The 20,467-nt window shown below is 70.8% G+C and carries 23 protein-coding genes and 1 tRNA gene; 10 read left to right on the forward strand and 14 right to left on the reverse strand.

What is annotated here, in order from left to right:
- Positions 1 to 80: 80 nt before the first annotated feature.
- The 3 genes from MXD59_RS27025 to MXD59_RS19340 are packed head-to-tail and all read right to left on the reverse strand — an operon-like array spanning position 81 to position 2,566.
- Positions 81 to 1,367 carry an NAD(P)-binding domain-containing protein gene (locus tag MXD59_RS27025; RefSeq protein ID WP_248826068.1) on the reverse strand — a complete coding sequence of 429 codons (1,287 nt, stop codon included), beginning with the start codon at positions 1,365 to 1,367 and terminating at the stop codon, positions 81 to 83.
- Between the two features lie 48 nt (positions 1,368 to 1,415).
- Positions 1,416 to 2,270, reverse strand: coding sequence for an SDR family NAD(P)-dependent oxidoreductase (locus MXD59_RS19335; RefSeq protein WP_248826069.1), 855 nt, complete (start codon positions 2,268 to 2,270; stop codon positions 1,416 to 1,418).
- Positions 2,267 to 2,566, reverse strand: coding sequence for a nuclear transport factor 2 family protein (locus MXD59_RS19340; protein WP_248826070.1), 300 nt, complete (start codon positions 2,564 to 2,566; stop codon positions 2,267 to 2,269). The genes MXD59_RS19335 and MXD59_RS19340 overlap by 4 nt, the downstream gene beginning before the upstream one ends.
- Before the next feature lie 212 nt (positions 2,567 to 2,778).
- Here MXD59_RS19340 and MXD59_RS19345 point away from each other — a divergent pair, with 212 nt between their 5' ends.
- Positions 2,779 to 3,432, forward strand: a complete 654-nt coding sequence (locus MXD59_RS19345) for a TetR/AcrR family transcriptional regulator (protein ID WP_248826071.1) — start codon at positions 2,779 to 2,781, stop codon at positions 3,430 to 3,432.
- 97 nt (positions 3,433 to 3,529) lie between these two features.
- Here the strand turns inward: MXD59_RS19345 and MXD59_RS19350 are convergent, their stop codons facing one another.
- Positions 3,530 to 4,177 (reverse strand): TetR/AcrR family transcriptional regulator, encoded by a 648-nt coding sequence (locus MXD59_RS19350; RefSeq protein WP_248826072.1) that lies wholly within the window; start codon positions 4,175 to 4,177, stop codon positions 3,530 to 3,532.
- A gap of 282 nt (positions 4,178 to 4,459) precedes the next feature.
- Between MXD59_RS19350 and MXD59_RS19355 the strand changes: the two genes are divergently transcribed.
- Entirely contained in the window at positions 4,460 to 4,873 is a 414-nt protein-coding gene (locus MXD59_RS19355; RefSeq protein ID WP_248826073.1) for a nuclear transport factor 2 family protein, read from the forward strand.
- 2 nt (positions 4,874 to 4,875) lie between these two features.
- Positions 4,876 to 5,721: an SDR family oxidoreductase gene (locus MXD59_RS19360; RefSeq protein WP_248826074.1), complete on the forward strand. Its 846-nt coding sequence runs from the start codon at positions 4,876 to 4,878 to the stop codon at positions 5,719 to 5,721.
- Between the two features lie 677 nt (positions 5,722 to 6,398).
- Here the strand turns inward: MXD59_RS19360 and MXD59_RS19365 are convergent.
- The gene (locus tag MXD59_RS19365; protein ID WP_248826075.1) at positions 6,399 to 7,784 is read right to left on the reverse strand and encodes an IS1380 family transposase; all 1,386 of its coding nucleotides are present in this window, start codon (positions 7,782 to 7,784) and stop codon (positions 6,399 to 6,401) included.
- A 135-nt stretch (positions 7,785 to 7,919) separates the two neighbouring features.
- Here MXD59_RS19365 and MXD59_RS26585 point away from each other — a divergent pair, with 135 nt between their 5' ends.
- Together MXD59_RS26585 and MXD59_RS19370 are read left to right on the forward strand one after the other, a co-directional pair.
- Entirely contained in the window at positions 7,920 to 8,048 is a 129-nt protein-coding gene (locus MXD59_RS26585; RefSeq protein ID WP_283097158.1) for a hypothetical protein, read from the forward strand.
- Positions 8,049 to 8,180: 132 nt separating this feature from the next.
- Positions 8,181 to 8,510 carry an inorganic diphosphatase gene (locus MXD59_RS19370; protein WP_248826076.1) on the forward strand — a complete coding sequence of 110 codons (330 nt, stop codon included), beginning with the start codon at positions 8,181 to 8,183 and terminating at the stop codon, positions 8,508 to 8,510.
- A 226-nt stretch (positions 8,511 to 8,736) separates the two neighbouring features.
- On the opposite strand, the gene MXD59_RS19375 is transcribed toward MXD59_RS19370, so the two are convergent.
- Positions 8,737 to 8,810, reverse strand: a tRNA-Met gene (locus MXD59_RS19375).
- A 540-nt stretch (positions 8,811 to 9,350) separates the two neighbouring features.
- Between MXD59_RS19375 and MXD59_RS19380 the strand changes: the two genes are divergently transcribed.
- Entirely contained in the window at positions 9,351 to 9,599 is a 249-nt protein-coding gene (locus MXD59_RS19380) for a hypothetical protein (protein ID WP_248826077.1), read from the forward strand.
- A 243-nt stretch (positions 9,600 to 9,842) separates the two neighbouring features.
- On the opposite strand, the gene MXD59_RS19385 is transcribed toward MXD59_RS19380, so the two are convergent.
- The 6 genes from MXD59_RS19385 to MXD59_RS19410 all read right to left on the reverse strand — a co-directional run bounded on the left by MXD59_RS19385 (position 9,843) and on the right by MXD59_RS19410 (position 15,253).
- A complete protein-coding gene (locus MXD59_RS19385; protein WP_248826113.1) occupies positions 9,843 to 10,781 on the reverse strand; it encodes a zinc-dependent alcohol dehydrogenase in 939 nt (312 codons plus the stop codon).
- Positions 10,754 to 11,119 carry a hypothetical protein gene (locus MXD59_RS19390; RefSeq protein WP_248826078.1) on the reverse strand — a complete coding sequence of 122 codons (366 nt, stop codon included), beginning with the start codon at positions 11,117 to 11,119 and terminating at the stop codon, positions 10,754 to 10,756. The genes MXD59_RS19385 and MXD59_RS19390 overlap by 28 nt, the downstream gene beginning before the upstream one ends.
- A 193-nt stretch (positions 11,120 to 11,312) precedes the next feature.
- The gene (locus MXD59_RS19395; protein ID WP_248826079.1) at positions 11,313 to 12,080 is read right to left on the reverse strand and encodes a TetR/AcrR family transcriptional regulator; all 768 of its coding nucleotides are present in this window, start codon (positions 12,078 to 12,080) and stop codon (positions 11,313 to 11,315) included.
- Positions 12,058 to 13,296: a CaiB/BaiF CoA transferase family protein gene (locus MXD59_RS19400; RefSeq protein ID WP_248826080.1), complete on the reverse strand. Its 1,239-nt coding sequence runs from the start codon at positions 13,294 to 13,296 to the stop codon at positions 12,058 to 12,060. Before MXD59_RS19400 ends, MXD59_RS19395 begins: the two co-directional genes overlap by 23 nt.
- Positions 13,293 to 14,339, reverse strand: a complete 1,047-nt coding sequence (locus MXD59_RS19405; RefSeq protein WP_248826081.1) for a hypothetical protein — start codon at positions 14,337 to 14,339, stop codon at positions 13,293 to 13,295. The genes MXD59_RS19400 and MXD59_RS19405 overlap by 4 nt, the downstream gene beginning before the upstream one ends.
- Positions 14,339 to 15,253 carry a UGSC family (seleno)protein gene (locus MXD59_RS19410; protein WP_248826082.1) on the reverse strand — a complete coding sequence of 305 codons (915 nt, stop codon included), beginning with the start codon at positions 15,251 to 15,253 and terminating at the stop codon, positions 14,339 to 14,341. The genes MXD59_RS19405 and MXD59_RS19410 overlap by 1 nt, the downstream gene beginning before the upstream one ends.
- 234 nt (positions 15,254 to 15,487) lie before the next feature.
- Between MXD59_RS19410 and MXD59_RS19415 the strand changes: the two genes are divergently transcribed.
- Positions 15,488 to 16,675 carry a CaiB/BaiF CoA transferase family protein gene (locus MXD59_RS19415; protein ID WP_248826083.1) on the forward strand — a complete coding sequence of 396 codons (1,188 nt, stop codon included), beginning with the start codon at positions 15,488 to 15,490 and terminating at the stop codon, positions 16,673 to 16,675.
- A gap of 17 nt (positions 16,676 to 16,692) precedes the next feature.
- Here the strand turns inward: MXD59_RS19415 and MXD59_RS19420 are convergent, their stop codons facing one another.
- Positions 16,693 to 17,046, reverse strand: coding sequence for a putative quinol monooxygenase (locus MXD59_RS19420; protein ID WP_248826084.1), 354 nt, complete (start codon positions 17,044 to 17,046; stop codon positions 16,693 to 16,695).
- Between the two features lie 252 nt (positions 17,047 to 17,298).
- Between MXD59_RS19420 and MXD59_RS19425 the strand changes: the two genes are divergently transcribed.
- From MXD59_RS19425 to MXD59_RS19435, 3 genes are read left to right on the forward strand one after another with little or no spacing between them, the layout of a single operon-like run.
- A complete protein-coding gene (locus tag MXD59_RS19425) occupies positions 17,299 to 17,856 on the forward strand; it encodes a restriction endonuclease (RefSeq protein WP_248826085.1) in 558 nt (185 codons plus the stop codon).
- Positions 17,857 to 17,915: 59 nt separating this feature from the next.
- On the forward strand, positions 17,916 to 18,578 hold the full coding sequence (locus MXD59_RS19430) for an RNA polymerase sigma factor (protein ID WP_248826086.1): 663 nt from the start codon (positions 17,916 to 17,918) through the stop codon (positions 18,576 to 18,578).
- Entirely contained in the window at positions 18,575 to 18,838 is a 264-nt protein-coding gene (locus MXD59_RS19435) for an anti-sigma factor family protein (protein ID WP_248814859.1), read from the forward strand. Before MXD59_RS19430 ends, MXD59_RS19435 begins: the two co-directional genes overlap by 4 nt.
- Positions 18,839 to 18,902: 64 nt before the next feature.
- On the opposite strand, the gene MXD59_RS19440 is transcribed toward MXD59_RS19435, so the two are convergent.
- Positions 18,903 to 20,435, reverse strand: coding sequence for an NAD(P)/FAD-dependent oxidoreductase (locus MXD59_RS19440; protein WP_248826087.1), 1,533 nt, complete (start codon positions 20,433 to 20,435; stop codon positions 18,903 to 18,905).
- Positions 20,436 to 20,467: the final 32 nt, after the last annotated feature.

The following is a 20,467-nucleotide window of genomic DNA, read 5'->3' on the forward strand; positions in this document are numbered from 1 at the left end:
GTTGTTCCCTGGCCGCGATATGCAGGATTTCGAAGTCGACGGATCGGTGGCCGTGGATGATCCGGTTGTGCAACGGAAAACTATGGCTGGGGGAGATGGTCGACGCGTAGACGTTCGTTGCGCTTGGAGCTTATTCTCCAATGGCCGTCGGGGTCTTTTCGGTAGGTCTCGATGTAGTGGCCGTAGCCCTTGAGGGCGATGGCGCCCTGTGGGCCGTCGATCCGGACGTAGTCGAACATCGCCCAGATTCCTTCGGCCTCGGTGGGGCTGGTCAGGGTTATTTCCGGCATGTGGCCGTGGTGCGTGGTGAAGGCGTGCTCCAGCATGGGAATGGTCGAACCGAAGTACTCCTCGTTGGACTGGACGGTTGTTTCTCCCTCGGTCGGGAGGTGGTGCATGCAGTCGTCGGTGAACAGGGCGCGGAAGCCGTCCCAGTCCTTGAGGTCGAGGTAGCGGAAGTAGCGGGCCTTGAGCTGCTTGATCTGTTCGATGTCCCAGAGCGCCTGGACGGAGGGCGGTACGGCAGGTGCCGCAGCGGGTGCCGCGGCGGGTGGTGGCTGATCGGCCGGGTGGGCGACGGTGTCCGCGGCGGTGGCGAGCAGGCCGAGGTTCGTGCCCGCCGCGGTGGCGAGGTCTTTGGCGGTTGCGACGTCCTTGGCGATGTAGCGGCCGGCCGCTTCCTGGAGGCGGGCGGACGAGCCGGCTGCGCGGACGGTGCCCAGGGCGTAGCTGGCGCCGCTGCAGTGGCTGATGGCGTCGAGGGCCTGCACCGGGTCGAGGCCGAGATCGCGGGCGATGCGCTCGGCCTCGGCGACCAGGGCGACCTTCGCGGCGAACAGGGCGTTGTTGACCAGTTTCACCCGCTGGCCGTCACCGAGCGCTCCGACGGACACGATGGGGTCGCAGTAGCTGGCAAGGACCGGTCGGACCGTCTCGAGGACCTCGGGTTCACCGCCGACAAGCAGGGTGATCTGACCGGCGGCGGCGTCGCCCGGGCCGCCGCTGAAGGCCGCGTCGAGAACCTGGATCTTGCGGAGGCGGCCCGCCTCGGCGAGTCGGGGGGCGGTGTCGGGGCTGCCGGTGGTGTGAATGATCAGTGTCGCGCCGGGTGGCAGCGACGCGATCAGACCCGACTCCCCCTCGCAGACTTCGCGCACCTGCTGGTCATTGAAGACGCAGACGACGACTACCTCGCGGTCGGCCGCGAGGGCGGCCGGGGTCGGCGCGCCGGTGGCGGTTCCGGCCGCTTCGAGGTCACGTCTGACCTCCTCGCGGCGGGCGAAGAACGACACGTCATGCCCGGCGGCGGCGACCCGCTCCAGCATGGGACGGCCCATGCTGCCGACACCGACGAATCCGACCTTCACATCATCCTCCGAAATCGTGTGGCAACGGCTGGGGCCCGCGTGGAGCGGCTACTCCTCGGCCGAGGTGGCGCCGGTGGTGTGCTTGGGGTCGGTGGTGTGCATGGCGTCGGCGGTGGCCTGGACCATGGCGGCGACGAGGTCGTTGCGGGGAAGGGTGCTCATCAGTGCGACGGCCTGGCGCAGTTGTTCACCGACGATCCAGGTGGGTCCGGTGTCGAGGTGGTCGAAGGCCTCGGTGATGACGTCGCGCACGGAGGCGGCGTCGGACGGAGGCGCGTCGAGGGTGGGGAGCTGGCCGCGGGCGTGTTCCAGGCGGCGCAGGGCCGGGGTGTCGGTCTTGCCGAGGATGAGGCCGAGCACGTCGACACCCTGGTCGTGTAGCTCGGCCCACAGCGCTTCGGCGAAGACCATGCTGAACGCCTTGGTGGCGCCGTAGGCGACCATGTTCGGCGCGCCGGCGAACCCGGCTCCCGAGCCCAGCAGGATGACGCCACCGGTGCCACGTTCGACCATGCCGCGGGTGTAGTGGTGGCACAGCTGCATCGGGACCGTGCAGTTGCGGTGCACCATGGCCTGCGCGGCCTGGACCGGGTGGGCGAGGAAGTGCTCGAAGTTCGGGTCGGCCCCCGCGCAGTAGACCAGGAAGCCGATGTCGAGGTCCGCGGTGGCGGCGGCGATCGTCGCCGCGGCGTCCGGGGTCGCGAGGTCAACCGCGAGTGCGCGGGTCCGTGCGCCGGTGCGCGCGGCGATGCCCGCCGCGACCTCGTCCAGAACGGCCTGCCGTCGGGCGAGCAGGACGACGTTCAGCCCGCGTTCGGCGAGTGCCTCGGCGAACGCCGAACCCACTCCCTCGGAGGCGCCCGCCACCAGCGCCCAGGGCCCGTACCGCTGCGCGAAGGTCATGAACCAGCTCCTGCCCGGCCGGGGTCCACGCCGACCGTGCTGACGTGGACCTGGACGAAGCGACGATGGGCGATCTGCCAGCTGTCCCCGGCCTGGACGAGCTGGTCGTCGTAGTAGCCGTGCGCGGCGAATCCGCTCTGCCCGTCCTTCGCCATGATCAACGCATTGACATAGGTGCGGGCCTGCGCGCCGTCGCCGTCAAGACGGATATCCAGGTTGCCGAGGTTGTGCATGGTGTGCCCCAACGGAGCGTGCATGGCCTCGAAGGCCGCCTCCCGCTGTTCGTGTTCACTCACCGCATCATCCCCAGTGCCGGGTCCGGCGTCCTTTGCGCCTTCACCGTGCCGCCCCGCACGACAGCTGCCCGCATCGGCTCCTCCTCCTGCTCGTCCGCGGACGGCCGGACGCGTCCGCGAACCGGACTCTAACCACAATCATTACAGGAATCGCCTCCTAGATGGCGAGACGATGAGCCGGAGCGGTGGCGAGCCGTACGTACCATCGCGGCATGGCGCAGCCACCCCGCCGCCTCGGGCGTCCACGAGACGCGGCCATCAGCGAGCGGGCCCTGGTGGCAGCCCGGGAGCTGCTGGTCGAGCGTGGGTTCGACGCGACGACGGTGCAGGCCGTCGCCGAACGGGCCGGGGTGCACGCCTCGGCGATCTACCGGCGCTGGCCGTCGCGGATCGCACTGATCGCCGAGGCCACCTTTCCCGGACTCAGCCCGCTGCAGGTCCGACCGAGTGGCGATCTTCACGACGATCTCTGCCGGTTCATCCGGGCCTACCTGCAGGTGTTCGACGCGCCCGCCGCCCGCGCCGCCGCCGCCGGCATGCTGGCGCACTACCAGACGTCGAGCCGGGCGCTGCCGACCGAACTGGTCGTGCGGATCTCGGCGCGGCCGCAGTTCATCGACATCCTGCGGGCCACCCCATCCGGAAGCGTCGATCCGTCGGTCGATCCCGACGACGTCTTCGACATGCTCCTGGGCACCCTGCTGACCCGGGTGCTGCTGCAGGGCGCCGTCGCTCGACATGCCAGCGTCGAACGCATCGCGGAGATGATCGCCCGGCTGCTACGGCCCGCGGCCCCACCCGCCCCCTCGCCCACCGGTCCCGCCCCGTCCCAGCATGAGCCCGCCGTCCAGCGCGGTTCCGGTTAGACGACCGCCTGCCACATCGCTGCCGTGGGGCCGGTCCGTGCAGGCGCCGGATCTCTCAGGATTTTAGGATCTGTCTCCCGTAAGTCGCCAGGAGCTTTCAGGGTCGTCCCAGGACGGCGGTGATCGTTTGTCCGCACAGGTCGCGGACTCGTGCGGGGTCCGCGGCGGTGGGATGCGCCAGGGACATGGCGGCGGCTCCTCGTGCCATACCCATGAGGAGCAGAGCCGCGGCATCGGCGTCGAGGTCCGCTCGGATCGAGCCGTCCTGCTGGCCGTCGCGGATGGTGTCGGCGAGGGCCCGATGGGTCGCCTGATCAGCCTGGACCATGACGGGCAGGTCGGCGCCGGCGGGAAAGGTCGCCCCCCACATGACGATGACGGCGCGTTCTTCGACGCTGGCGCCGGAGCCAACGATCGTGAGGTAGGTCTCGATGATCGCGCGCAGAAGGTCGAGTCGGGACAGCTGATCGAGGTCGCCCTGACTCGGGCGCAGGGCGACGGTCGTCGCCGCGACCGTGCGCTCGTAGGCGTGGTGGACCAGCCTGTCGACAAGCCCGTCCTTCGAACCGAAGTGGTAGGCCGGCATCGCCCGGCTGATGCCCGCCCGCTCGCTGACACCGCGCAGCGAGGTCCGTTCGATGCCCACCTCCGCGATGAGCTCCGCCGCCGCCTGCAGGAGCGCCGCCTCGGACGCCGCGCGGCGCTCGGCCTGCGTGCGCCGAAGTCCAGGGCCTGAGGCGGTCATGTCCGCCACCGTAGAGAGGATTCCGGTCGGCAGACAACCCGTTGACCTGCCTGCCGGCTGGCAGGTAACTTGCCGATCGCGGTCGACGTCGGCGTCTCCAGGGTTCCAGGCGCGGCGCCGGTGTGCTGCCCGCGGGTCGGCACACGTTCGGGCATCCGCCACGCGCACCGCACCGTGCATCACCGTTGTCCGCCGGGCCTTTCGGGGCTCGCCAGTACGACACGGGCGCCACACGTTTCCCTGTTCGACAGCCGTTACCACCGAACCCGGGAGAAGATCGTTATGGATGACATCGAGGCGATCAAACAGCTCAAGGCTCGGTACTGCCGATTACTCGACACGAAGGACTGGGCAGGTTACCGCCAGCTTCTCGCGGACGACGTGGTCATCGACACCACCGATTCCGGTGGGAGTGTCGTCGCCGGTGGGGATGCCTTTCTGGACTTCCTGCGGGTCGCGCTCGCCGAGAGCGTCACGGTGCACCAGTGCCACACCCCGGAGATCACCATCGTCTCGCCCGGATCCGCGGTCGGGATCTGGGCGATGGAGGACCGCGTCCGCTTCGCCGATGGCGCCGAGCTGAGCGGCTTCGGTCATTACCACGAGACCTATGAGAAGTCCGACGGAACCTGGCGGATCAGGACCTCGAAACTGACCCGCCTACGGATGGACATCAGCAGTCCGGCGGGGAAGTGATCGTGCGTCCCGTGGAACTGGCCGACAAGGTCGCGGTCATCACCGGCGCCGGTTCCGGCCTGGGCGCCGCACTGGCGCGGGTCTTCGCCGAGGCCGGCATGGCGGTGGCCGCCCTCGACATCGACCCGGCCACCGCGGAGCAGACCGCGGACGAGATCGCCGCGCGGTTCGGCGTCCCGACGACCGCCGCACGCGTGGACGTCGGTGACCCGAAGGCCATCACCGACGCGGCCGCCCACGTCGAGGCGACACTGGGCGGCTGCGACGTGCTGTGCGCCAACGTCGGTGTCCAGCAGTTCGGCGCTCTGGATCGCCTCACCGACCAGGACTGGGAATGGGTCCTGTCCGTCAACGTCCTCGGGACGGTCCGCACCGTCCGCAGCTTTCTGCCGCTCATCCGAGCCCGTGGCGGCTGGCGGCGGATCATGGTCACGGCGTCGTCGAGCGTGCTGGTCCCCGGGGTCCGACTCGGCGCCTACATCACCTCGAAATTCGCTGTGCAGGGCTATGCCGAGACGCTGCGCGCGGAACTCGCGGCAGAGGGCATCGGCGTCTCGGTGCTCTTTCCCGCCGGTATGACCACCCGCCACCTCGAGACAAGTGCCAGTGCCCGGCCCGCCGAACGCGGCGCCTGGACGATGCTGCCCGACGACATCGAGGTCATGCTCGCCAGCCGTGGCACCGACGAAGCAAGCCACGTCGTCACCCCCGACCACGCAGTACGCAACGTGATCCAGGAACTCCAGGCAGACAACCCCTACATCATCACCCACGGCACCTACCGTGAGCGGTACCAGCTACGCACCGCCGCTATGGACGCCGCCTTCGACCGCCTCGAACAGGCATGATCCACGCCAGACGGATCGCAGGGGGATTGTTCTGCTGTTCCTCGCCGCCTCTCCACAGGACTGGGGTCGCCGGCAATCCGTGCCCGACAGGCCGTGACCCACAGCTTCACCTCGGCGATCTTCATTGTGTGCCCACGAACCGCGGAACCCGGGTGCCGCGGTTCGCCCGAAAGGATTCAGCGGGATCACTTCTGCGGTCGACGATGGGCTCGCCTTCCATTGACCGCACGGACCGGGGGTTGGTTCGGGGGCGCTTGCCCGACCGGGGTTGGCACCGACGGTCGGCGATTCCGTTGACGGCCTCGGGACAACGCGGTACTGGTCGCCAGTTGTCACGTGGCCGATCCACGGGAATGACCGCCACTCTGCGGACCACCGGCAAAACGGACACGGCCGCAGGAACGTAACATCATGTGGTGCTGATTCGGGGGCTCGGACCGGTCGAGGTTGTTGTTGACGGTGTTGCGGTCGACCTTGGCCGGCCTAACCCAGATCTTTCGCGCCTGGACCGGGTGTGATCGTGGGCTGGTCTCCCACTCTTGTTGATGTTGAGTTATGCCGCTTGGTCTGGGTGTGGCCGTGGCGGGGTGCCCCGGCTGTCGCGCGGGGTGGGCGCCCGGTCCACGTCCGGGGGGTGTTCCTTCTGGTTGGTGGGGTGGGAGGTCTGTGGTCGCGGGCTATCCGGGGGCGGGTAGTGCGCGCAGGGTGGTGATCGCGTGGAGGGCGAGTGGGGCCCAGGGGTGATGGGCGGGCAGGTGCACGACGGTGGTGCGGGCGTGGCGGGCGAGGCGGCCTGCCAGCCAGAACAGTCGGTGGCGTAGCCGTTTCGGTTCCCAGCGCCGGGCGGGCTGATCGGCGAGGGCGAGCATCTGGGTCCAGGCGATCAGGTCGCAGGCGAGCGCGACGATGGCGCACCAGATCCTGTTCTGGTCGAGGTCGTGGAGCGGCAGGTTGCTCAGGCCGGTGTCTTTGGCGTTGCGGATGCGGTCTTCGCAGCGGGCCCGGCGGCGGTGGCGTAGTTCGAGGTCGGCGAGCTGCCCGCGGGTGGTGTTCGTCGCGAACGCGGTGATCCGGTTCCCGTCGACGTCGGTGATCCGGAGCTGTGCGCCGGGGTGCGGGCGTTCCTTGCGGGCGATGACCCGCAGGCCCGGGGGCCAGCCGCCCAGGTCCATCAGGCCGGTGAGTTCGGCGACGAACGCGCCGGGGCGGGGCTGCCGGTCGGCGTCGTAGGCCGGTGTCCACGCCGCCGCCGGGAGACCGGCGATGAGGTCTGCGGCGTTGTCGGGGAGGGTGAACCCGACCGAATATGCCAGCCTGCGCCTGTGCGCCCAGGCCAGGAACGCGTGGGTGCCGCCGGCGGAGTCGGCGCGGATCAGGACCTTGCGGCAGCGGCGTAGCCGGGCCGGGAGCTGGGCCAGCGCCCGGGTGGCGACGGTGATGTGATCGGCGGCGGTGTTCGACCCGGCGTTACCCGCGCGCAGCAGCACCGCCGCGGGTTCACCGGAACCGGCTGGGCCGTGGTCGATGAACGCCCACAGCGGATGGAACCCGAACCCTTTCTTGAACGTCGCCCGGGCGTCCTCTTTCTCCGAATGGGCGGTGACCAGGGTGGCGTCGAGGTCCACGACCAGCGGAGCATCGGCTGACACCTGATGGTCGGGCGCGTGCGAACCAGCGTGGGACCACACGTGGGCGCGTGCGGCCGATCGTGCCCGGTCGATCGCGGCCAGCGTCTTGTCGGCGTCGCCAGCGAGCCGGTCGACAGCCCTGGACACCGTCGGGTCCGAGGCCACCAGCCCGAACAGCTCCGGCTCGGCCCGGAGCAGCGCGATATCCGCCAAGCAGTCGCCACCGAGCGCGAGGCTGACCGCCAGATCGAGGAGTACTTTCGCCGGGTCATGCGTTGCCGTCGGCGCGCGCCACGGCGCGAGCGCCTCGGACAACCCGGTAGCGAGCCCGGACACCCGGACCGTCTCGGTCAGCAGCAGCCCCCCGGCCGACGACACGACACCCCGCCCCGCGGTGTCGACGAAGACAGACGGGTACACACCGGTAAGCTTCACCGCGAAGGTGCTCCTTGGTACGGGATCGATCAGGCCCTCGACAAGCCCGATCCTCCCTGGTCAGGAGGACTTTCCTATTTGCGGCAACCCAACAGACGATCACCCCGGTGAAAGCCCGAGGCTAAGCAGCGAGCGTTGTTCGCGCTGCTTCTCGCCGCCGCGGATACGGTCGACGCGATCGTCGACAGCCTCGCCGGGGGCGAGCCGCCGGCGAGCGCGATGGCCAGCCTGCAGGTGTGTGTCGAACCTGCGGCGGGTCCTTGAACCCGGCCGCGACCTTGGGGCACCCGCGGCCGTTCTGGTGACCCGTACGCCCGGTGACGTCCTGCGCACCGATGGGGCGACGGTCGACGTCCGGGTGTTCGTCAAGCTGACCGCTTCGGCAACCTCGACGAGTTGACAGTCACCTCGCGACTGGTGGTGGACCGCCCGGCCGGCAGCAGGCACCCGCGGACGCCACAGGCCGTGTATCCCGTCGACTACGGTTACCTGGAGGGCACCGTGGCCGCGGACGGCGACGGTGTGGACGTCTTTCGTGGCAGCGCCGTCGGTGCCGGCGTGGTGGGATTCTTCGTGACGGTGGATCCGGGCAAGCGTGACGTCGAGGTCAAGGTCCTGATCGACTGCACCGCCGACGAGATCGACCGTGTGCGGCGGCTACTTGACGACGTCCTGGGGATCGGCGGCCTGCTCGTGCGGCGGTATGTGGAGACCGCCACCGCATGAGGGTCCCAGGCCGGCGGACCACGGGGCCCGACGCGCGGACGTTGCTACGGTCCAGGAACAGACCGGGGAAACCCTACGCCGCGACCTCGACGATGGGCCTGAGGCGGAAACGTCTCCAAGCCTCGGCCGGCTCCATCGACCCGGTCAGCGCCGGACTGCCCGCCGAGGTCATCCTGAACCCAAAACAAAAAATTCTCCCAGGAGATCCTGGGAGAATTTTTTCGAGTAGCGGGGACAGGATTTGAACCTGTGACCTCTGGGTTATGAGCCCAGCGAGCTACCGAGCTGCTCCACCCCGCGTCGGTGTTCCTGCACTATACAGGGCCGCCGAGGTGAGATGTCGCTCGCCGCCGCCACGAACCGGCTTGCTCTGGCTGAGCCCGTACTCAACCAGGCCGCCGCCGCGACCATGCGTCAGCGCTTGGGTCCGGGCCTGTGTGCCCCGGCGCTGATCCGACGGTGCGGGGAGGTCGGGCGTCTCGTCCGAGCTGGAGACGGCGTGGTCGGTACCGCGCGGGCCTTCTTCGTCGACCGGGTCGGCATCGACCTCGCCGACGGGTTCAGAGGCCCAGGCCGGCGGTTCCCAACCGCGCCTGCCCGCACATCATCCGGCCGCGGAGTGGCACCACACGACATCTACCGCGGTGGGCATCCGCAGCTGCGGTCAGACCGGATTTGGCCGCTATCGGTTTGGGATTGGCCTCGCGGGACGACCACGGCACGCCATATGCCCATGGGGCCTGACACCTGCGGAGGCGCGTGGCCCGGGTCCGCGTCGCTGCGTAAGGATCTCCCTCGTACGGATCGAACCGATCTCTCCTATGTCCCAGGGAGGCTCCCTTGACCGACACGAACACCTACGCCTACGTCGACGCTGACACCCTCGACGTCCGGATCATCCGTGGTGAGGCTGACAAGGAAGGCGCCGTCGTCGGCCGCCTCGACGCCGCCGACCTCCCCGCCCTCGGCGACGCCGCCGACAAGCTGCTCGCGACCCTCGGCATCCGCCCCGTCAGCGACTGGAGCGATGTTGAGGGTGGCCTGTTCGCCGTCGTGGAGGAGACCGCGGCGGTGCCGACAGCCAGCTGACCGGCGACCACGAGCGCCCCGGTCTGGGTCCAGGCCGGGGCTTCTCCTTGCCCGGACAGGACGGTGGGGGCGGCGGTGAGCGGCCTCATCGCCGACGCCATCGACGACCACCCGGTCATCGCCGAGCAGGTCAGGACGATGCTCGACCCGGCGCCCACCGCGTCGGACCGGACCGGTGAGATGATCGACGGCGACCGGATCCCGGTCGGCCACCGGGAGTTCGTCGCGACAGGCACGAGCATCTCAGCCCGTTCCGGTCACGATCACGCGTACGGCACCCGCGGACTTCGAGCCGGCCGTGCGGTACGCCTGGCCGATCTCTTCCAGTGGGTAGCGGTGCGTGATCAGGTCGGCGAACGGGGTGCTCGGATCCTGCAGGACGCGGGCGGCGATCTCATAGTCGTGGACGCCGCGCACGACCCCGTAGACCACGGGGAAGACAAGGCGGATCTCACGCCTGAAAGCCGAGCGGCTGTCGACCAGCTGCGGTTCGTCGAACAGGCCGACCACGCTCACCTCGCCGTGCGGTGCCGCGACGCGTATGGCCAGGCCGAGGGTGTCCGCCCGGCCGCCGACGCACTCGAGCACGAGGTGGGGTTCGGCTGCGATGAGCGTCTCCTCCAGGTCGGCCGCGCCGTCGCGCAGGATCACCCGCGCACCCATCCGGGCGGCCAGTTCGGCCTGGTGATCGTGGCGGGCGACGCAGGTGACGCGGTGCGCGCCGAGGTGGCGGGCGGCCGCGACCGCCAGCAGGCCCGTCGCCCCGGCACCGAGAACGACGACGTTGACCCCGGTGAGGTCGTCGGCCCGCTCGGCGCACAGCGCGGTGATGCGCAGCGCGTGCAGGCTGACCGCCATCGGTTCCATCAGCGCGGCGACGGTCGGGTCCAGGCCGGCTGGCAGGCGCCACGCACCGGCGGCCCGGACCACGATCCGTTCGGCGAACCCCCACACCGGCAGGGGTGCTGGTCGTGGGCAGAACCACGCGGTGCCGGCCTGACACTCGGCACAGTCCCCGCAGCCCGCGGCCAGCTGGGGTTCGAGGGCGACGAGATCGCCGACCTCGTAGGTCCGCACGTCGGCGGCGACCCGGGTGACCCGGCCCACCATCTCGTGTCCCAGAGCGCCCGGGCGGTCCCGGCGGTCGGCTTTGATCAGCTCCGGATGGTGGAGGTGGTGCAGGTTCGATCCGCAACCGCGGCCAGGTCCAGCAGGGCGTCGCCGAGCAGAGCGTCCGTCGCCGGCGTGCCGAACCGCGCCCTGTCGGCCAGCTGGCGGTTGAGGAGACTGTGGCGGAACCATCCGTTGGTGTCACGCTCGTGGGCGAGGATGTGCATGGCGACCTTCCAGCCGCCGTCCAGCCGACCCACGATCTGTTCTCGCGGGACGCTGACCTGGTCGAAGGTCACCTCGGCGAGCTCGTCGGTGTCGTTGGCCTGTTGGATCGGGCGGACCTCGCTGTAGGCGCGAAGATCGCCATGGAGCGGAGCCCGTCCGCTGCTGGCCGCCGGTTCTGGCATCGGCGTCATCCAAGGAGGTCGAGGGCCGGCGGGCGGTGGCGGCCGGTCACCGGCAGGGGCGTGCTCGCCCGGCGTCAGCGCACGTCAGCAGCGCGACCAGGGCGTCCGGACGTGCGAATCCAACGGTGGTCCGCACACCCTCGACGCGCGTCGCACCCTCGCCGCGGTCGACTCCCGCCCGCCGGCGGACGGCTCAGCTGGCCGCCGCGCCGTCGCCGCGCGGCGGCTCGACCGTGCGGGTGATGCCCTCGGCGAGCAGCTGCAGGCCGAAGCGGAAACCGGCCTCGTCGACGGCGAGGGCCGCGGTGGCGTCGGGCAGCTCCGCGAGATGTGGATACTCGGCTGCCGGCAGGCTGGGCACCGCGCTCGGCGGCAGGGAGCCGTCGACGGGCTGGCGGGCGGCGTGCTCCAGCGCGGTGAAGGAACGGGTGTAGTTGAAGCACACGTTGTAGGCCCTGGTCGCGTCCGCCAACGACAGGCCGGCGCGGCACAGCAGGCCGATGCCCGAGTCGACCCGACGCATCTGAGCCGGTGTCAGCGCCGCACGCAACACCGCGACCGGCGCGAACAGCATCACCTCGCGGTAGGCCGTCGACTCGTTCATCAGCGAGCGGTAGGCGGTGAAGTAGGCGACGAGCTCGTCGCGCCAGGGGCCGTCCCCGGCCGGCGGCAGACGCAGGTGCATGTCGCGCATCACCTGGTCGGCCAGCACTCCGACCAGCTCCTCCTTGCCGGTGAAGTGCCGGTAGATGCTGGCGGGAGCACAGGCCAGCTCGCGAGCCAGAGCCGGCATGCTGAGCGCGGCGAGGCCGTCGACCTCGGTGAGGCGGCGCGCGGCGGCGACGATCTCGCTACGGCTGAGCGAGTTACGGGCCCTCCTGGGCCGCCGACCCTCGGCCGCGGCCTCCCGTGTCACCGGGCGCGCACGCCCGGCCGATTCAGGGGTGAGAGCGTCGTTCATGACTCCATTCGACCAGAACATCGGCGGTGTGCTCGCCCGGGCCGGGCAGCCTGCCGGCGTGTGTGGCGGCGCCCGCGGACAGCCGTGGGGCGGGGGCGGGCAGCCGATGGGGCCGCTCGTCGTCCGCGTCGACGGCACGCAGTGCCCCGCGACTGGCCAGGTGCTGGTCGTCAACCAGATCCGCGGCGTCGTTCACCGGTGCGACCGGCACCCCGGCGCGGGCCAGGGTTTCCAGCACCTCGCGGCGGCTGCGGGTCGCGCACCAGCGGCGCAGGTAGGCCGCGACCCGCGGGGCCGGTGTCGCATCGGCGGGTGCGTTCCCGGCGGGGCCCGACGTCACCGTCGGCGCGTCCGGGTCGACGACGGCGTGCAGTGCCGCGAGCTGCCGGGGTGTGGACAGGGCGACCGCCACCCACTGTCCGTTGGCAGCGGCGAAGACGCCGCGCAGCGGGGCGTGCGCCATGGCGCCGCCCCGGCGGCCCGCCGGTGGGCCACCCTGGTAGTCCACGAACATCGGCGCGGTGACGTGCAACATCGCGTCCACCGGGTTGACGTCGACGACCTGCCCCGGCCCGCCGTGTACCAGCCGCTGGTAGCACGCGGCGAGCACGCCGAACGCCCCGGCGAAGGCGGCCACCACGTCACCGAGCGGGACCGACGGCAGCATCGGCTGCCCGTCCGGGTGCCCGGTCATGTGGGTCAGACCGGCGAACGCCTCGCCGAGCGAGCCGTTGCCCGGGTGCCGCGCCAGCGGGCCGTCGAGCCCGTACCCGCTGAAGCGGACCAGGACGAGGGTCGGGTTGAGCGCGGCGAGCGTGGCGAAGTCGAGCCCGTGACGAACCAGCCGCGGCTCCGGCTGGTTCGTCACCACGACGTCCACCTGGGGGATCATCGCGTGCAGCAGCCGGCGGCCCTCGGCGTCGTTCAGGTCGAGCTCGATCGAGCGTTTGTCCCGCCCGGTGAGCGCGAACAGCCCGGGCGCACGGGTGCGGTACGGATCCCCGCCGGGTGGTTCGAGTCGTACGACGTCCGCGCCGTGGTCGGCCAGCATCGAGGCGATCAGCGGGCCGGCGTACAGCGTGGCGGCGTCGAGCACCCGCAGGCCGCGCAGTGCGCCGCCGCGCGGGAACGGGTCGCTGTCAGCGGCGACCGAACGGCCCGGTGCCATGGCGGGCCCGGCACCGTCCCCGGCGGGCCCGGCACCGGTGCCGCTCACGACCGGACGGCCTTCGTCTGGGCCAGGGTGGTGCCCCAGCCGTGCAGCGCGGCGGCGTGCAGCCCACCGAGCCCGCCCGCCACGACGACGATCACCTCCTCGGGTCGGCGGACCAGTCGCACCCGGCCGGAGCCGTCCACCCGGTTCTGCTCCTCGAACAGCCGCTGGTGGCGCACTGGCCACTCGGACAGCGGTGCGGACGCCCGCTCCCACAGCACGTTCTGCACGTCCTCGACACTGGGATACTCACGGGCGACCAGGTTCGCCCAGACCGGGTTGAGCGCCACCACGACCTCGGAGGAGGCCAGGGCGAGCAGGTAGCCGTTCGCGCCGGTGTGTGCCAGCGCGCGGCCGACGTAGTGGAGCAGCTCGACCGGATCGTTCGACAGCAGTTCGCAGATGTTGGCGGTGCCCATCGTGGCGAAGGCGGTGACGGCATCGGCGGGCACGCCGCGCCGTTCGGCCAGTGGCGCCCACGGGGAGCGTTCCTCCCACTCGGCGAACACGATGCCGGCGACCCGGCCCGGCTGCCCGAACGTGCTCTGCGAGGTCACCCCGACGCGCAGGCCCGCCACGTTGCGCAGCACCAGTTGCAGGGCCCGCCCGATCGCCGGTGCCCGGCCAGCCCCGCCGCCGAGGCAGCCGGCGCCGAACGGGATTCCGAGGCGGTGTCGTTGCGGCCCGTTGACCAGCAGTGCGGTGGCCACCGACCCTGTGGTGGCGTTGAGCGCGTGCAGCTCGAAACGTGGGTCGGCGACCGCTTCGACCGCCGCCCGCAGCAGCGGCAACGCCGCCGCCGGCGCCCCGGCCATGACCGCGTTCACCGCCAGCTTCTCCGCGGTGCACATCGCGCCCGACGGGGGGAGCGGGGCGATCGGCTCAGCCGGATCGACGTTGCACTGCTCGAGACAGCGCGCGACGAGCTCGGGGCTCGGCGGTACCAGCGGCAGGCCGTCGCTCCAACCGCGTTCGCGGGCGAAGGCGTCGAAGGACTCCTGATCGGCTGGCGCCGTCAGCTGTTCGCTGGTCGTGGTGACGGTCATCAGACGCCGACCCCCTCGGTCACGGCACCCAGACCGGCGAGCAGGCGGGGGAACGCCTCGCGCGCGGCGGCTCGGACCTCGTCCTCCGACAGTGTGTTCAGGGCAGCGCGTAGCGCGATCAGTCGCAGACCCGGCCGGCCGTTGTCAGCGGCGAGAACTCCGGCCAGCCCGACGAAGCGCTCGGTCACCGCGACCACGGTGGGCAGCCCCTTCTCGAGGCCGCTCAGCCCGTCGCGGACGCTCCATGACGTGCACGAGCCGCAGTTGGCCAGGCCCGAAACCACGGCGTCGACCCCGCCGACGAAGGCGTCGTACTCCGCCTGCGTGCTCGCACCGGCGGCGCCCTTGAGTCCCTGTGCCCGCCGCCAGCTGGTCACCGTGGCGCCCGCCCGCTCGAGCGTCGTCGTCCACTCGTCGACGGTCTGGTCCCACGCCGGCCACAGCACGTCGATGCGGAAGCCGATCCGTCGGCCGGCGAGGGGGCCGAGGTCGGGTCCCGGGTCGGGATCACCTGGTGCGGCCCCGCAGGTGGGGTCGAGAACGGTGATGGTGCCACCGGTGGCCGGGGAGCTGGTGGTCGGGGTGTTGGTGGTCGGGGCGGACAGCCGCGGGTCCTCGAGCGTCACCGCCCGCAGGCCGGGTACCGCGGCGTCCAGTTGCGACCGCACCACGTCGTAGAGCCGGTCGGGCGGCAGTACGCAGTCGGCGCAGTCCACGTCGTCGAGGGACAGGGCGAGGCGGACCGTGCCACACGCCGGGTCGACCTCCGTCACGGTGAGCGCGCCCGAGTCGCCGCCGAGCAGTGCCGCCAGCTGTGCCACCGCCCTGTCGACCGAGCCTCGCGGATCGTCCGTCCCCGCGGGGATGCCTGCCTGCGTGGGTTCGCTGGTGTCTGCCGGTCGTGGGGTGCTCATCGTGCCCACCGCCCCGACCGGCCATGACCGGCGGTGACCGGCGGATGGCAGGTGGGTTGGTGATCCGGCGCGGGAACCCGGTCGTGAGGGCTGGCTCGCATCATCATCTCTCCCCTCGAGGGTCTCTCGAAAGAGTATAGCGAAAGTCATTCGCTATACTAGAATCCCCATCATCTGCTCAGATCGCCTGTGCGGTCGGTCGTACGCCGACCCTCGTCCACCGGGAGGACCAGCATGGGGGGACCGCCGATGCTGCGGGGCATCACCGTCATCGCGTTGGAGCAGGCGGTCGCGGCCCCGCTCGCGACCCGGCATCTCGCCGATCTCGGCGCCCGGGTCATCAAGGTCGAGCGGCCGGACGGTGGGGACTTCGCCCGCCGCTACGACACCGCCGTGAACGGGATGGGCAGCCACTTCGTCTGGCTGAACCGGGGCAAGGAATCGGTGACCCTCGACCTCAAACACCCCGACGGGGTCACCGTCCTGACCGACCTCGTGGCCCGGGCGGACGTCTTCCTGCAGAACCTGGCGCCGGGCGCCGCCGACCGGCTCGGCTTCGGCGGCGCCGCGTTACGCGCCCGCCATCCGCGACTGGTCACCGTCGGCCTGTCCGGATACGGTGCCGGCGGCCCGTTCGAGCACCGCCGCGCCTACGACATGCTCGTGCAGAGCGAAGCGGGGCTCGCCTCGGTGACCGGCGGGCCGGAGCGTCCCGCGAAGACGGGGATACCGGCCTCCGACATCGCCGCCGGCATGTACGCGTTCAGCGGCGCGCTCGCCGCCCTCGTCGCCCGCGAGCGCACCGGCGAGGGCATCGCCGTGGACACCAGCCTGTTCGACGCGACGGCGGAGTGGCTCGGCTACCAGATCCACCACACGGGGGCCACCGGGGTGAACCCGCCGCGGGCCGGGCTGAGCCACGCCAGCATCGCTCCCTACGACGCCTATCCGACGGAGGACGGCGCCGAGGTTCTCATCGGCATCCAGAACGACCGCGAATGGGCGCGCTTCGCCACCACGTTCCTCGGTCGTCCGGAGCTGGTGGAGGACCCGCGGTGGGCCACCAACGTCGCCCGGGTACGCAACCGGCGCCTCGTCGACGCCCTCGTCGGTGGGCGCACGGTGACGCTGCCCGTCGCGGGCGTCCTCGAGCGGCTGGACGCCCTCGACATCGCCAGCGGCCGCCTCAACACCATCACCGACCTGCTGTCCCACCCGCAGCTCTCGGCACGGGACCGCTGGCGGCAGGTCGAGACCCCGGTCGGCCCCGTGGGCGCACTGTTGCCACCGTGGGACTTCAGTGGCGTGGAACTGCCGATGGGCCCGGTGCCGGCGCTGGGCCAGCACACCGACCAGGTGCTGACCTGGCTCGGCTACCCGCCGGCGAGGATCGCCGCGCTGCGGGCCGCGGGGGCCACCTGACCCGCCTTGACACCCGGTTACGGCCGGGGCCTGACCTCGGCCATCTCCGACCAGCCGGTCGCGTCGGGGATCGTCACGTTGATGATCTCTGGCGTGCCGCTCACGTAGTCGGGCAGCTTGTCGATGGCCGCCCTGAAGTGGCCGGAGTTCACGTGCGCGACGCCCGCGTCCTGATCGGCGAAGGCCTCGACGAGCGTGTACGTCGTGGGGTCCTCGGTGCTGCGGGACCAGTCGAAGAACAGGTTGCCCGACTCGGCTTGGGTGCTCGCGGTGAAGTCGGCGACGATGTCGAGCCACTGGTCCGCGAACTCCGGCTTCACCGGCCAGCGGACGACGATGAAAATCATGTCCTGAGGGTACGGTGCGCGCACCGCCAGATGATCGCCCCGCTCACGCTGGGTGCGGTCCCCACCCGACCAGCCGCCCGAGCCCGGCCGAATGCGCCACCTTGCGGTGCGTGATGTGCCAATAGTAGACGCGTGGTCTCTCGGGGTTCTGGTGGTCGGGGTTCGCCGGTAGGTCGACGACGCCCGAGCGCTCGCCGTGCTCGTCCGTCTCGAGCCTCCTGGCGGAGGAGGCGTCGGGCGAGGTCGTCGGCGCGTGAGCGGGCGTCCTTCTGGCTGGTGGGGGTGGGCCTGGGTGGCATCGTCCTGGCCAAGCTCGGCCAGGACCTTGTGCACGCGTGGGGTTGGTGGACGCTGCCAGCCGGGATTCTCGTGGTGCTCGCGGCGGTCGCGGCGTTGTTCGTCGTGCGCGCTCGCAGGATCCGCGAGAGCGGGCGCAGGGTGGCCGTGGCCGCCGTCGACGGGCTGAATCCGACCGAGTTCGAGCATCATGTCGCGGATCTGCTGAGACGTGACGGCTGCCTGCAGGTGCGCGTGGTCGGAGGCCGTGGGGACGGGGGCGTGGATGTGCTCGCCCGCACCCCCCGGATGGCCCGGGTCGCGGTGCAGTGCAAGCACTACCCGGGTCGCGCGGTGGGTCCGGCCGCGGTGCGGGACTTCAACGGCTGCGCGTGGACGGATCACCGTGCCGATGTCGCGCTGCTGGTCACCTCGGGCCGGTTCACCGCCGCGGCCACGGACTTCGGTCACCGTCACCGCATCCAGATGGTCGACCGGGAGGTGCTCAGCCGGTGGATGGCCGGCGAACGGATCCTGCCCCGCGCCCCGGCGCCCTGACGATGATCGGGACGTGCATGATTTGTGGCGCGGGCCTGTCCCGCCTAGGTTTGCGGTTCGTGGAGGTGCGACAGTCCCGGACCGCCGGGCCGGCGGTCGATTCCGCCGACGCGCGGCTCGTGCGGGCGTTGCGCGACGGTGACGAGGCGGCCTTCGCGGGGCTCGTCGAGCGCTGGACGCCGACGATGCTCGCGGTCGCGAACGGCTACGTGCCCAGCCGGACCGTGGCCGAGGACGTCGTGCAGGAGACCTGGCTGGCCGTGCTGACCGGCCTGCACCGCTTCGAAGGTCGATCAAGCCTGCGGACCTGGGTGTTCGCCATCCTGGTCAACCTCGCCCGGCGGCGGGGCGTGCGGGAACGACGCAGCGTGCCGTTCAGCGCCCTCACCCGCGACGACAAAGGTCCGACGGTCGCCGCGGACCGGTTCCTGCCACCCGGCGACGAGTGGGCCGGCCACTGGTCGGCCCCACCCCTGGCCTGGGACCTGCCGGAGTCGGCGGCGCTGTCCGGCGAGGTCCGGAACCGACTTCGGGTCGCGCTCGACGCGCTCCCGGCCCGCCAACGGGCCGTCGTGCAGCTGCGTGACGTGCTGGGCCTCGACGCGGACGAGGTCTGCACGCTGCTCGACCTCGCACCGGGCAACCAGCGGGTGCTGCTGCACCGCGGACGGGCCAGGCTGCGCCAGGCGCTGGAGGACTACATGAACGAGGCACACACATGACCCGGGACCCGGAGATCGACTGCGACGAACTCGTCGAGATCGTCACCGACTTCCTCGAAGGCGCTCTCGACGCCGACACCCACCGCCGCGTCACCGAGCATCTCGGTCAGTGCGACGGCTGCGAGGCCTACGTCGACCAGATGCGCACGACCGCTCGGCTCACCGGCACGCTCCGCCAGGACGAGCTGCCCCCCGAGATGCGCGACCGGCTGCTCGCGGCCTTCCGCGGCTGGAAGGCGGACACCACACCGTCCGCCTGACCCGCCTTCGACCGACCGACCGACCGACCGAGCGCCGGCCGCGGGGCGGCCGCTGGCCTGGCCGTCAGGGTGCGCCGCGTCTGTGGCTGTCGGCGGTGTCGGTGGTCGCGTCGCGTCGCGGGAGGACGGGTGCGTCACGGCCGGTGCCTTCTGGCCGGCCGGAGGCCGCGGTCGTGTTCTTCTGCTCGTGGTATTCCTCTTCGACGTTGACGGTCCAGATGTCGTGGTGGGTGCCGTCCAGGATGTTCTCGACGGTGAGCATCGCGGTGAGCATGGAATGGTCGGCGTTGTTGTAGCGGTGCATGCCGTTGCGGCCGACGGGGTGAACGTTCGGGACGTTTTCGGAGATCCATTCTCGGATGATCTCGACATTGTGGCGATAGTACTGGTCGTAGGTCGGGTATGCCTTCGGTACGCGTACCACGTAGCCGCACTCGACCGCGCCGTGGCGGACGAGCCCGAGCAGTTCCAGTTCGTGGGTGGCGAGTTCGATCAGCTCGTCGTCGGGCCTGGTCCACATGTCGTCGCCCTCGAAGACGAAGAACTCCAGGCCGAGGCAGGTCCGTCCTTCCTTGACCAGGTACGGCGACCAGGAACCGTAGTTCTGGATCCGGCCGACCCGGACACCCGGGTCATGAATGTAGATCCAGTTGTCGGGGAAGCCGAACTCGGCGGGAACGACGAGCGCGACGGTGAGGTAGTCGCGGTAGCGCAGATCATGGGCCGCTTCGATGACCGGGGCGGGTGCTGGCGGATCCATGCCCAGGACGAGGGCTGACAGCGGCGTCGAGGAGATCACCTGGTCGGCCGGTATCCGTGTCCGCTCACCTGCCCTCGACTGGACGGTGACCGCGACCGCGCGGCCGCGCTCGTGGTGGATGGCCGCGACGGTGGTGGCCATGGTGACCGTTCCACCCATCTTCTCGACCTTGTCGCGGCAGGTCTCCCACATCATGCCGGGGCCGTACTTCGGATAGTGGAACTCCTCGATCAGACTGGTGATGTCCTTCTGGTTGCGTCTCGGAAGGACCGCGTTGACGATCGCGGAGTACAGCGAGAGGTTCTTCACCCGCTGCGCGGCCCAGTCCGCCGGCATCTCGCTGACCGGGATTCCCCACAGCTTCTCGGTATAGGTCTTGAAGAACGTCCGGTACAGTCGCCAGCCGAAGCGTGCGACCAGCCACGCCTCATAGTTGCTCTGGTCCTTCGGCGGGCGCAGCCGAGCGCGTGCGTAGGACCCGATTGCCAGCGCCGCGGTTGCGGGCCCGAGGTTGCGCAGGGCGTTGAGGGCGCGCAGCGGGTAGTCGTAGAGCTTGCCCTGGTAGTAGATCCGGCTCATCCGGGGTCGGAGCAGGAAGTCCTCGGCGGGCAGGATCTCCTGCCACAGCGCCTCCACGGAGGCGACCTTGGTGAAGAACCGGTGGCCGCCGATGTCGAAGCGCCAGCCGTCACGCTCGACGGTGCGGCTGATCCCGCCGACCACGTCGTCGGCCTCGAACACCGTGACGGCCTCGCTGCGAGCGGCCAGCTGGTAGGCGGCCGTCAGACCGGCCGGCCCAGCGCCGATGACCACCGTGTGCGGACTCCGAGTCGACACTGCTTCTCCCATTCCCTCGCTGGACGGCGAAC

Origin of the sequence: Frankia umida (assembly GCF_023242945.1) — a bacterium.
GTDB classification, from domain to species: domain Bacteria; phylum Actinomycetota; class Actinomycetes; order Frankiales; family Frankiaceae; genus Frankia; species Frankia umida.